The 11997-nt window shown below is 43.7% G+C and carries 12 protein-coding genes and 2 pseudogenes; 11 read left to right on the forward strand and 3 right to left on the reverse strand.

Annotated elements, in window-relative coordinates; translation table 11 throughout:
- The 7 genes and pseudogenes from AB5642_RS05140 to AB5642_RS05170 all read left to right on the forward strand — a co-directional run.
- Window positions 1-1171 (forward strand): folylpolyglutamate synthase/dihydrofolate synthase family protein (locus AB5642_RS05140; protein ID WP_368371482.1); only part of this gene is annotated, 1171 nt, incomplete at its 5' end.
- Between the two features lie 61 nt (window positions 1172-1232).
- Window positions 1233-1385: a hypothetical protein gene (locus tag AB5642_RS05145; protein WP_021925740.1), complete on the forward strand. Its 153-nt coding sequence runs from the start codon at window positions 1233-1235 to the stop codon at window positions 1383-1385.
- A 15-nt stretch (window positions 1386-1400) separates the two neighbouring features.
- On the forward strand, window positions 1401-2765 hold the full coding sequence (locus AB5642_RS05150; RefSeq protein WP_173716392.1) for a lipopolysaccharide assembly protein LapB: 1365 nt from the start codon (window positions 1401-1403) through the stop codon (window positions 2763-2765).
- Between the two features lie 123 nt (window positions 2766-2888).
- Window positions 2889-3233 (forward strand): STAS domain-containing protein, encoded by a 345-nt coding sequence (locus tag AB5642_RS05155; RefSeq protein ID WP_173716393.1) that lies wholly within the window; start codon window positions 2889-2891, stop codon window positions 3231-3233.
- A complete protein-coding gene (spoIIAB, locus tag AB5642_RS05160; RefSeq protein ID WP_118583239.1) occupies window positions 3233-3658 on the forward strand; it encodes an anti-sigma F factor in 426 nt (141 codons plus the stop codon). Before AB5642_RS05155 ends, spoIIAB begins: the two co-directional genes overlap by 1 nt.
- A gap of 12 nt (window positions 3659-3670) precedes the next feature.
- Entirely contained in the window at window positions 3671-4387 is a 717-nt protein-coding gene (locus AB5642_RS05165; RefSeq protein WP_173716394.1) for a SigF/SigG family RNA polymerase sporulation sigma factor, read from the forward strand.
- Window positions 4388-4395: 8 nt separating this feature from the next.
- A pseudogene (locus AB5642_RS05170) lies at window positions 4396-4464 on the forward strand (DUF6783 domain-containing protein); the annotation flags it as partial.
- Between the two features lie 112 nt (window positions 4465-4576).
- Here AB5642_RS05170 and sstT read toward each other — a convergent pair.
- From sstT to AB5642_RS05185, 3 genes are all read right to left on the reverse strand, one after another.
- Window positions 4577-5800: a serine/threonine transporter SstT gene (gene sstT, locus AB5642_RS05175; RefSeq protein WP_173716395.1), complete on the reverse strand. Its 1224-nt coding sequence runs from the start codon at window positions 5798-5800 to the stop codon at window positions 4577-4579.
- A gap of 124 nt (window positions 5801-5924) precedes the next feature.
- Window positions 5925-7448 (reverse strand): response regulator, encoded by a 1524-nt coding sequence (locus AB5642_RS05180; protein ID WP_173716396.1) that lies wholly within the window; start codon window positions 7446-7448, stop codon window positions 5925-5927.
- Window positions 7438-9195 carry a sensor histidine kinase gene (locus AB5642_RS05185; protein WP_226840987.1) on the reverse strand — a complete coding sequence of 586 codons (1758 nt, stop codon included), beginning with the start codon at window positions 9193-9195 and terminating at the stop codon, window positions 7438-7440. Before AB5642_RS05185 ends, AB5642_RS05180 begins: the two co-directional genes overlap by 11 nt.
- Window positions 9196-9284: 89 nt before the next feature.
- Between AB5642_RS05185 and AB5642_RS05190 the strand changes: the two genes are divergently transcribed.
- The 4 genes and pseudogenes from AB5642_RS05190 to AB5642_RS05205 form a co-directional block, all read left to right on the forward strand.
- Entirely contained in the window at window positions 9285-9482 is a 198-nt protein-coding gene (locus tag AB5642_RS05190; protein WP_173716397.1) for a hypothetical protein, read from the forward strand.
- The gene (locus AB5642_RS05195; protein WP_173716398.1) at window positions 9460-10770 is read left to right on the forward strand and encodes an ABC transporter substrate-binding protein; all 1311 of its coding nucleotides are present in this window, start codon (window positions 9460-9462) and stop codon (window positions 10768-10770) included. The genes AB5642_RS05190 and AB5642_RS05195 overlap by 23 nt, the downstream gene beginning before the upstream one ends.
- 113 nt (window positions 10771-10883) lie before the next feature.
- On the forward strand, window positions 10884-11762 hold the full coding sequence (locus AB5642_RS05200; protein ID WP_173716399.1) for a carbohydrate ABC transporter permease: 879 nt from the start codon (window positions 10884-10886) through the stop codon (window positions 11760-11762).
- Window positions 11762-11997 (forward strand): annotated as a pseudogene (locus AB5642_RS05205) (carbohydrate ABC transporter permease); the annotation flags it as partial. The gene AB5642_RS05200 and the pseudogene AB5642_RS05205, both read left to right, overlap by 1 nt.

Raw genomic sequence — 11997 nt, forward strand, 5'->3', positions numbered from 1 at the left:
GATACATGTTGCGGGAACGAATGGAAAGGGGAGTACCTGTGCGTTTCTCACATCTATTCTCAGGGAGGCAGGGTATTCCTGCGGTCTGTTTACGTCTCCCCATCTGGTGAAGATCAACGAGCGGTTTCAGATCAATGAGGTGAATATTGATGATGACACCTTTTTGAAAGCTTTTGAGAGAGTGAAAGTGCTGGCGGACGAGCTTGTGGCTGAAGGTAGTTACCATCCTACTTATTTTGAGATGCTGTTTCTTATGGGAATGGTGATCTTTGCAGAGGCAGGGGTGGACTATGTGACTTTGGAAACCGGGCTTGGCGGAAGGCTGGATGCGACTACAGCGGTAGAGAATCCTGTGGCTTGCGTGATCACATCTATCAGTCTGGATCATATGCAGTTTTTGGGAAATACGGTAAGAGAGATTGCAGGGGAGAAGGCTGGAATCATTGTTCCGGGAGTTCCTGTAATCTATGATGGAAATGACAAGGATGCGGCAGAAGTGATCGCTGCGAAGGCAAAGGAGCTTGGAAGTCCGGCTTATAAAGTAATTCAGGCTGGAGCAAAGGTACTGGGAAATAATAAAGACGGCATTGATTTTTCCCTGGAGGACGATTATTATGGGGATACCAGGTTCCATATTCCTTTTATTGCATGGTATCAGGTGATGAACGCATCTCTGGCGCTTACAACTATGGAAGTGCTGAAAGACAGGATTCCGGTGACCATGGAACAGCTGCAGGCAGGAATTGCAAATACCAGATGGCAGGGCAGAATGGAGACCATTTTGCCGGGCGTGATCGTGGATGGTGCACATAATGAGGATGGCGTGCGCAGGTTTGTGGAGACTGCAGAGCGGTTTCAGAAGGAGTATCCGCTGACACTTTTATTTTCTGCGGTGAATGATAAGGATTACCAGGATATGATCCATACAATTTGCAGCAGAATAAAATTCCGTAAAGTTGTAACCACAGAGGTTGGGGGATACCGTGAGGTGCCGTCTGCGGAGCTGGCAGAGATCTTTTGCAAAGAAGGCTGTAAGGATATTGGAAACTCTGATAATATTGAAGAAGCTTTTCATATGGCGCACGAGGCCAAAGGAGAGGACGGAATGCTGTTTTGCGTGGGTTCTCTTTACCTGGTGGGAGAGATTAAGACACTCTTGTTGAAAAAGTAAATTGTCTGCAAGAAAACATGGGATTTCTGGTTGATTTTCCAGGAGTCTGTGGAGGAATTTTATGATCGATTACGAAGAGGAACTTAAGAAATTTGAGCCCTGTCTGGATGTGACAGACGCGGAAGAGGCTATTTACGATAGAGAGCTGACGGATATTCTGGACATTCTTCAGGAAATGCTCAGGGAGTCCAAAAGCGGACGCAGGATGAAATAGAATAGGAGATACTTAATGAACTGTATGAATTGCGGCGCGTTCCTGGCTGACAAGGATCTGGATTACTGTCCTCATTGCGGGTGCAACGTCCTGATCCAGAAAAAGGTGGAGTATCTATCCAAACTTTATTACAATCAGGGCTTGGAGAAGGCAAGTATCCGGGACCTTTCAGGAGCTGTTAACTGTCTGAAGCAGAGCCTTACCTTTAACAAGAGAAATATCCAGGCGAGAAATCTTCTGGGTCTTGTGTATTTTGAAATGGGAGAGGTGGTCGCTGCTCTTAGCGAGTGGGTGATCAGTAAGAATCTGCAGTCTACCCGGAATATTGCGAATGAATATATTAATCGTCTTCAGGCGAATTCGAATAAACTGGATGCTATTAATGAGACAATAAGAAAATATAATAATGCCCTGGCTCTTTGCAGGGAAGGTCATGAGGATATGGCTGCTATTCAGCTTCGCAAAATTCTGAACCAGAATACCAAGCTGATCAAAGGCTATCACCTGCTGGCGCTGATCTATATGAAGAATCATGACTGGGGCAAGGCAAGAAGAACCTTGAAAAAGGCGGCTCGTATTGATAAGACCAATACAACTACATTACGTTTTCTTCGTGAAGTAGATGAGAGAACTGGTGTAACGACCAGACTTGAGAAACAGAAAAAAGGACTTTTTGGTGCCAAGGGCAAGACAGAAGGTTCGGATGAGATTTCCAGAAGTACTGTGGTACAGCCGGCAGTTTACAGGGAAAATTCCAGAATTTCACTGTTTGTGACACTTATGGCGGGTGTGGCAGCAGGTGCGGCTGCATTTTGGTTTCTGGCAGTTCCGGCTATCAAGCAGGGGATTTACAGAGAAGCCAATCAACAGATTGTAAAGTACAGCGAGTCTCTGGTCAGCCAGGGTGCGGAGCTTTCCAAAGCCCAGGGTGAGGCGAAGGAATCCGGAGATGTGGCAGAGGAAATCACCCAGCAGCTTGATGCCGAGCAGAAGAAGAGTACCAGTTATCAGGCACTTCTGAATGCGTATGCAGCTTATACACAGAATGAGTATGATGCAGCTGCATTGGAAATCCAGAAGGTTTATGAAGATCAGCTGGGAGATGATGTAATGGGAATTTACAATACCATCTGTTCAGCTACTGGTGTGTCTGGAATCACGGAAGACAGTAAGTCTGAGGGCAGCGAAGATTCCTCTGATTCCGAAAGCAATGATGGAACTGACAATACAACAGATGGTTCTGAAACGGATTCCTCTGGTTATGACAGTTCTTACAATGATGCATCTGGTGACAGTGGGTATGATGAATCCGGATATTCTGATTACAGCGACGAAAACGGCTATTATGATGAAAATGGTGATTTTCAGTATTATGAATAAAAATTTCTGAATTACAATAATGAGAAACCTCTGAACCGGGGATGTGCGGGATAGACCTGCACATCTCTTTTTCTTTTTTCTGTGCAGAGGGTCAAAATAGAGTAAAAAAGGGGGATTTTATTTATGAAACCTGTTTTTGAAACTACGGGAACCTGTCTGAATATTAAACTGCCTGAGGAACTGGATCATCCGGCTTCTGAGCTGATCCGGAGAGAATCAGACAGGATTATGGGAAAAATATATATCAGAACCATTTGTTTTGACTTTGGAAATACTGTTTTTATGGACAGTTCGGGCGTAGGTTTGATCATGGGGAGATACCGGGCTCTGGGGATGCGCTCTGGCTGCATGAAGGCCTGTCATGTAAACGGATATATTGAAAAATTGCTGCGGCTTTCAGGTGTGAGTAAATTTCTGGAACTGGAAAGAACAGAAAATGAGATGCAGCTGGAAGGGAGGGGAGTCTGATGGGAAATTCCAACGAAATGACCATTATTTTTGACAGCCGTCCGGAGAATGAAGGGTTGGCAAGGGTAGCTGCCGCGGCATTTTGCACCCAGCTGAACCCCACACTGGAGGAAGTAGCAGATTTGAAAACGGCTGTGTCAGAGGCTGTAACCAACTGTATCATCCATGGCTATCAAGGAGAGGTACATAAGATACGGATGAAGTGTGTCAGAAAAGAGAGAACAATTTATCTGGATATTGAGGATGATGGCATAGGAATTGCAGATGTGGAAAAAGCAATGGAGCCCTTATATACGACCCGCGCTGATCAGGACAGATCAGGAATGGGGTTTACTTTTATGGAAGCATTTATGGATGAGGTTAAAGTCACCTCACAGGTTGGAAAAGGAACCTGTGTGCATATGAGCAAAAAAATCGGTAATTGATCAGGAGGAAACATGGATCACACTCTTGCTCTCATTGGGCGCATTCACCAGGGAGATAAAGAGGCAAGAGATACTTTGTTTTCGGAAAATATGGGACTGGTATATAGCGTTGCCAGGCGTTTTCTGGGGAGAGGGGTGGAAATGGAGGATCTTTTTCAAATTGGAAGCATCGGGCTTTTGAAGGCTGTAGATCATTTCAATCCTGAATTTGATGTGAAGTTTTCTACTTATGCAGTACCAATGATCATTGGAGAGATTAAGCGGTTCCTTCGGGATGATGGAATTCTGAAGGTGAGCCGCTCCATAAAAGAGAATCAGTATAAAATCTGTAAAATGAGGGAGGAATTGGAGAAAAAGTTAGGCCGTGAGCCGGATCTAAGAGAACTTTCAGATGCTATGGATATGCCGATGGAAGAATTGGCGATGACGCTGGAATCGGCTGCAGAGGTAGATTCTATTTACAAGACTGTGTATCAGGGAGATGGAACGGATTTGCAGCTTGTGGACAGGCTTCCGGAAAAAGAGGATCGCCATGAAAAGCTTTTGAACCGGATTTTTCTGGAGGAGATTCTGGAAAAACTGGAAGGAGAGGAGAAAAGACTGATCGTATTTCGGTATTTTCAGGATATGACACAGACAGAGGTTGCAAAAAAAATGGGAATGTCCCAGGTTCAGATTTCTAGGATGGAGAAAAGGATATTGAAGAAGCTGAGAGAAATGGAGAAGTAAGAGCCAAAGTGAAACTTTGCGGTATATTTTTCCCGGATTCAGTTGACGTAGCCCGCTATGGTGCCCTGATCCCGGCCAATTCTCCCACAAATTGTGACGCACATCTTGCAGAAAGCCTTTTTCAAATATGCTCTGGAAAAGGAGAAAAAGCAAAGTATTTTCTCATATTTTCCAGAGCATTATTGGGTGTTAGAATTTAATCTCTTTTCCTTCCAGACGCCACTGTCTGAACTCTGCAGAAGCAGAGAGAAGCAGGTCAGAAGAGGAGTTAAGGGCTGTCTCAACTGAGTCCTGGATAACTCCGATAATAAAGCCTACGGCTACAACCTGCATGGAAATGTCGTCAGAAATTCCGAAAAGGGAGCAGGCCATAGGAATCAGAAGGAGGGATCCGCCGGCAACACCGGAAGCACCACATGCAGAAAGGGCTGCAAGAAGGCTGAGGATGATGGCGGTTGGGATATCAACGTGGATTCCAAGGGTAAAAGCAGTTGCCATTGTCATAACGGTGATGGTGATAGCAGCTCCGTCCATGTTGATGGTTGCACCAAGAGGAATGGTTACGGAATAGGTGTCACGGTCAAGCCCCATCTCCTCACAGGCTTTCATATTTACTGGAATATTGGCAGCGGAACTTCTGGTGAAGAATGCGGTGATGGCACTTTTCTTCAGGCAGTGCAGAATCAGCGGATATGGATTCTTGCGGATACACCAGTAAACCAGAAGCGGGTTTGTTACAAAGTAGATGAAAAGCATGCTGCCTACCAACAGCAGCAGTAGTCTTCCATAGGTAGTGAAAATGTCTAATCCGTTGGTGGATACGGTGTTAAATACCAGACCGAAGATTCCGAAGGGTGCCAGGTTGATGATCCAGCTGACCACCAGGGATGTTCCGTCTGCAATGTCAGCAAGGACTTTTTTGGTGGTGTCATTTGCTGTACGAAGGGCAAGTCCAAGAAGGATGGCCCAGGTAAGGATACCTACATAGTTTGCATTCACCAGGGAAGATACCGGGTTGGCAACAATATTCAGAAGAAGGTTGCTGAGGACCTCCACAATACCCTGTGGAGCACTGGCGTCTGCGGCTGCATTGGTAAGTGTCAGCTGTACAGGGAAAATCATGCTGGCGAAAACGGCGATCACAGCTGCCAGTACAGTGCTGAACATGTAAAGGGCAACTACTGTTTTGATAACGCCGCCATGGGATTTTCCTGCGTTGCACAGTGAACTGAGAACCAGAAAGAATACCAGAAGGGGTGCGATAGCTTTCAGAGCACCTACAAATACATCGCCAAGGATGGCAATGCTGGTTGCACCGGGGGCTGCAACTCCAAGGATGGCGCCAAGAATCAGACCAACGACGATTCGTTTCACCAGTGCAATCCCGGTCCATTTGTTCCATAGATTTTTCATTTGTTTCTTTACCTCTTTCCCTCTTTAATTTGATAAAAGATTAATCAATTAACTAATTATAAAGGATGTGAGGGGATTGTGCAACAAACTTTTAGGAAAATTGCAGTGAATCTCTATTGTATCTCTATTGTACAAAAAACTTTGTTTTATATTCAGAAGGGCTCAGGCCTTCATATTTCCGGAAAATCGAAGAAAAATAGGTGGCATCCTTATATCCCACAGCTTCTGCAATTTCGTAAGTAAGCAGATCCGTATTATGCAGAAGCTCCTTTGCCTTATGAATGCGCTCCTTATTGATGTACTCAGTAAGAGAACAGGAGGTTGCCTTTTTGAAGGTGCGGCTTAGGTGGGAGGGGGAAATATGCAGTTCCTGAGCAATGGTATCCAGGGAGAGATTTCCAGCCAGATTCTGGACAATATACTGTATGGTGTTTTCTATAATGTAATTGGGAACTGCATGGGTGTTCATACTGTTTTCCCTGGTATATTCCATGATCTGAGAAACAGCACTCTCCAGGGCAAAAATATCCCGGGATTTCAAAAGGTCTTCCAGATATCTAAGGGGAACAGGCTCCAGCTCTTTTTTTACCAGTACACGGCAGCAGATGTAGTAAATCTGGGAACAGATATTCTTTGCATCCTGTGAATTGGTAAAACTGCTTTTGAACTTGGAAAAAATATGATTGGAAACAGAACTGGCTTCCTGGAAAGCCCAGTTGTTCAGACTGCTTTCAATCTGATAAAGATTCAGTGAATTTTCTACAGAAAGTTCCGCAGATTCCTCGGAATTGATGCTTTCAAAAACAGAAATTCGTTGTTCGCTATAAAAGTTATGGGTAAGTGCCTGGATGGCCTCGGAAACTGCCATCTGAAACGCTTCCGGGGATTGATGAAGAGCACTGATCCCGGTAAGAATTTCAGAAGAACTGAATGCCTTTACAATACCGGAGATCTCACGACAGTTTTCCAGAATATATTCTGGAATGGAAGGGCTGGGCTCCGTCTGGAAATAAACATTCAGGATTAAATTGTTATAACGGTAACAATAGGTGTTCTTTTTCTCCGCAATTACAATTTTTTTCAGAGCTGACAGATCCGGTTCATCGGAAGAGGGTTTAAAAGCTGCTACATAATAGCAATCCATGTGAAGTCCAAGGGAAAGAAGCTTTTCTTTTAATTCTTCTGTGCAGGGATGGTCAGTCAGCTCCTGCATCAGCTGATCCTTCAGGAAAAAGACACCTTCTTTTGCAATATTCTCCTGCTGTTGGGAAACAATCAGTTGCTTTTGAGCCTCCTGGACAGCAGCGAAAAGTTCTTTTTTATTGGTTGGCTTTAAAATGAAGGAGGTGACGTGATATTTGATGGCAGTCTGTGCGTACTCAAAATCAGCGTATCCGGTCAGGATGATCACCTTTGTCATAGGATGATTTTCGTGAACAAAGCGAGCTACTTCCAGTCCGTCTGCAGCGGGCATTTTGATATCTGTGATTACGATATCCACAGGATGATTTTTCAGAAAATCTATGGCCTCCATTCCGTCAGAAGCGCTTCCCACAACCTGACAGTCGATGGATGCCCAGTTCATATAATTGGAAATACCTTTTCGCATAGTGACTTCGTCGTCAACTACAAGAAGCTTAAATATCATGGGAAAACTCCTTTCTTGGAATGTGGAAAGAAACTGTGGTGCACTTGTTTGGAAGGCTTGTGATCTTTATCCCCGAGTCTGATCCATAAAGCAGTTTCAGCCGCTTGTCCAGGTTTTTCATGCCGATGTGAGTGTGGCTGTCTTTCTCAGAATGCCGGATGGACTGAATATCTGGTATCACTTCAAAACCGATTCCGTCGTCAATAATGCAGATTTCCAGCATTTGGTCATCTCCCTCTATGATCTGGATGATCAGATGACCTTTTCCTTTCTTGGGTTCCAGACCGTGGACAATTGCATTTTCCACAAGTGGCTGAATGGAAAGACAGGGGATTTCGCAGGAAAGAGCCTGTTCCGGTATCTGGATATCGCAGGAAATTTTGTCCTCGAAACGCATCTGCTGAAGATATACATAAAGTCGCACATATTCCATTTCTTTTGAAATGGAAGTGAAATTGTGATTTCGGGAGAGGGTGTTCATTTTCATCAGGCTTCCCAGGGAAATTACCATCTCATAAATCTCTTCGTTGTCAATCATCTGGGCTTTCCATGCAATAGTGTTGAGCACATTGAAAAGAAAGTGTGGATCCATCTGGGACTGAAGAGCACGGATCTCGGCATTTTTTATAAGAAGTTTTTGCTGATAAATATCCTGATAATAGGTGTCAAGCTGCAGAAGCATCTGATTAAAGGACTGGGCCCACACCTGGAATTCCTGATAAAAGCTTTCTGGCGGAAGGGAGCTGCGGTTTCCTTTTGAAATCTCATTGATGAGAAGAATCATGGTATCAATGGGACGGGTAACTGCCCGGGAAATAATAAATGCCGCAAACAGGGCAATGAGAGCCACTGCCAGGGTAACCAGAAGATAGGATTTCAGGGTACTGTTCAGGTTTTCAAGAAGCAGTTCTTTGGGAGCGGCCACTGCGGAGGTAAGTCCCAGTCGTTCCAGGGACTGGGATGCCATGAAATAATCTTTGCCGGCAAAGCTTTGTTCCTTAAACAGCACAGAGCCTTTTTTTGTATTCAGACTGGAATATAAAGTCTGAAGATCCTCTCCTGAAAAATCAGAATCTGTACTAAGGGAAAATTCTCTGTTAAAAAGCATAATAAACCAGGATGAATCAATGGTCTTCGAGCAGTATTCAATCCATTTCCTGGCATTGATGTTGATAACAATCATACCAATCCTGTTTCCTGAATTGCTGCTATACAGATTGCGGGCAAAGTACATGTTCTGTTCGTGTAGCGGGGAAGTATAACACATCAGGTGCGGATCAGAGGCGTCGATGGTACTTTGCAGAAAGTCTGAGGTATCTTCCACGTTTTCCAGAATCCCGGAAGTATAGGCATGGTAAATAATGTTATGATTGTTATAAATGTAAATGGAATCTGTGAAATTCTTTTCGGAAAGAGCAGAACTGTTATAAATATAAGACATCTGCCGCTCTACGGAAAATGGATGATTGGTTCCCGCGTCCGGATTTTCCAGTGCATTCTGGATCACCTCATTAGACATAAAAAGAGGAATGACGGAATCAATTGTCTCCACCTGGTCCTGTATGGTATCATTGACCTGATTTAACTCCCGCACAATGGAGTCGCGGGAGGTCTTTCTTAATATAGAAGAAGTTTTGATATAATAAAATCCCACAGATAATAGTAAAACGAATCCCACGATGATCATAATGGTGACGGTAATGAAAAATCTGAGAGAGGGATATTTCTTAGGAGTGTGATCAGCCAAAATGGAAAACCTCCTTAATTTGGAAAAATAATTACTTTTATATTATCCCACATTTCAAAAAGTACATCAATTAAATTTGCAGGAATGTCATGTATTTTAAAGAAGAGGACAAAATTTTTAAACAGGAGAAAGAAAAGGAGAAAAATGGGAAAAAATCAGGAAAATGGTGCGGAAATATCCAAGGAACAGCACAAGGTCTTTTATTAAAAAAAGGGGCTTTACAGGCTATAATACACTCACAAACCAAAACAAGGGAGGAACATCATGAAAAGAAAAATGATTTCTAAAATTATGGCAGCAGCACTGATCGGAACTATGTGTGCGGGAATGGCTGTACCTGTAATGGCTGCCGATGATGAAAAAGTAACTTTAAGCGTGATCAACTATCACGTAGGAACCGACTACGCAGCTGAGTACTATTCCTATCTGTTCGAAGCTTTTCAGCAGACAGAGGAAGGAAAGAACGTAGAGTTCAGCTTTGAGGAAATTCCTACAACAGATGCATTTAATCAGAAAATCAAACTTCTTATCTCCAGCGGAGATCTGCCGGATATCGTTTTCAATGGTGGAAACAACATTATCGAGCTGGCTGCAAAATCCGGAAAAGTAGCAGACTTGACACCTTACCTGGATGCAGATCCGGAGTGGAAATCTCTGTTTGATGAAACATCTCTGGATTTCAATACAGTAGATGGCAAGATTTATGGTATTCCGGTTTCTAAAGAGGTTTCTTACATTTACTATAACAAAGACCTGTTTGAGCAGGCTGGAATCGAGGCTCCGGAAGTAGCATATGCAACCTGGGATGAGTTCTTTGAAGCATGCGACAAGCTGAAGGAAGCAGGAATCACCCCGATCGGAATGGATAGTGCAGATTCCGGATGGCTGACAAACCTGTGGATGAGTGCTCTTATTGGAACAAACGGTGATGCTGGAAATGAGTGGATGAACACTATGTATCCAACAGATTACAATACACCAGAAGTAATTGAAGCAGCAGAGAACATCCAGAAAATGTTCCAGAACTATACAACACCAGATGCTGTTGGCGGAAAATATGATCCAATGGCAACTCATTTCTTTAACGGCGAAGTTGCAATGTTCCCGAACGGACCATGGATGATCCCGGATTTCTCTGAGACAGAGAAGGCTCCGGAAGGCTTCTATGACAAGGTTGGTATCATGCTTCTTCCAGGGAACGGAATGGAAATGGTTCCAACACCTGGCGATATGGTAGGCGCTACCGATCCTGAGAAAATAGAGGCAGCAGTTGCATTCCTGAAATTCGAGACAACTCCGGAAAACCAGATCAAGGCTCTGGAAATGACCGGATTACAGCCTGTATCTGATAATCTTGAGGTTCCGGATACACTTTCCGAGAGCGATCCTCTGATGGCACAGGCACTTGAAATCCAGGGCAAGGCAGAGGTGACTTACGGACAGAATCAGGCATACTGGTATCAGAATACAATTGATACCTTCTCAACAGAGCTTCCGGAACTGGCATATGGAAACATCACAGCAGAAGAGTTCTGCACAAAACTGTCAGAAGCGGCAGCAAAGAACGTGGAATAATGTAAATAGCCTGTCACCGGCACCAATACAGCTCTGGTGACAGGCTGTTTTTATGAAACAGGAAATTCCGTTGGAATTTTCTGCAGGCAGGATTCTTTTTGTGAGGAGAAAAAATGAATACAAAGAATAAAAAGATATGGATTTTTTTGTTTACCATTCCCTGCATGATCTTATTTGCACTGGTATATGCGGCTCCTATCATCACTGTTTTTTACACATCTCTGTGTGATTATACCGCTTTTAATTCACCTGCATTTCAGGGAATCAAAAACTTTATTACGATTTTCAGTGACAGCGATTTTATCTGCTCCATCCGGAACACCCTTCTGTGGGTAGTGCTGCAGTCCACCATACATGTAGGTGTTGGTCTTGCTATGGCACTTGTTCTTCGAAGAAAACCGAAGGGCTGGAAATTTGCAAGAACAGCATACATGATCCCAAATATCATTCCTACAGCGGCAACAGGTGTTATGTTTACTCTGCTTTTAAATCCTATGTTCGGAATTGTAAAGCCAATCATGGATTTTCTTGGAATCGACTACGCCATGGTTCCAAATCTGTTCGGAAATTCCAGATATGCATTCTGGACGGTGACAGCAACCTGGATCCTCTATTCCGGATTTAACACCATTATTTTTCTGGCAGAAATGGGTGCTGTAAGCAAAGAGATTTATGAGGCAGCAGCAATCGACGGTGCAACTCCCTGGCAGGCAGACCGTTATATTACGCTACCGCTGATGCGAAATGTATGCGGAACCTGTGTCACTCTTGCAAGTGTGGCCATGGTGTCACAGTTTGACATTATTTACATGACAACAAAAGGCGGACCTGGAACTTCTACTTTGAACCTGCCCATTTATCTGTATAAGGCAGCGACACTGGAAAACAATTATGGAAAAGCAAACGCAGTAGGGGTAGTACAGATCATTATCGGAATCACACTGGTTATTCTGATCAAAGGTCTTTTCCGTGAGAAAAAGGAGGCGGCATAATGAGAAAAACAAGCAGAGTGAAAAATGGGATCGCGTCCTTTTTCAAATATTTCTTTATGATCTTTTTGATTTTTATTTCATTGGCACCAATCATTTGGGCGTTTTTGGGGTCTTTTAAATCTTATGCAGAGATTAACTCCTCTGCATTGTCCCTGCCATCCAGTTTTAACCTGGATAACTATAAGGCGGCACTTCAGTATGCACCGATTTTGAAATATTTCATGAACAGTGTGCT

Origin of the sequence: Ruminococcus sp. 1001136sp1_2201st1_G3_2201SCRN_220225 (genome assembly GCF_040924365.1) — a bacterium.
Classification (GTDB): domain Bacteria; phylum Bacillota; class Clostridia; order Lachnospirales; family Lachnospiraceae; genus Blautia_A; species Blautia_A faecis.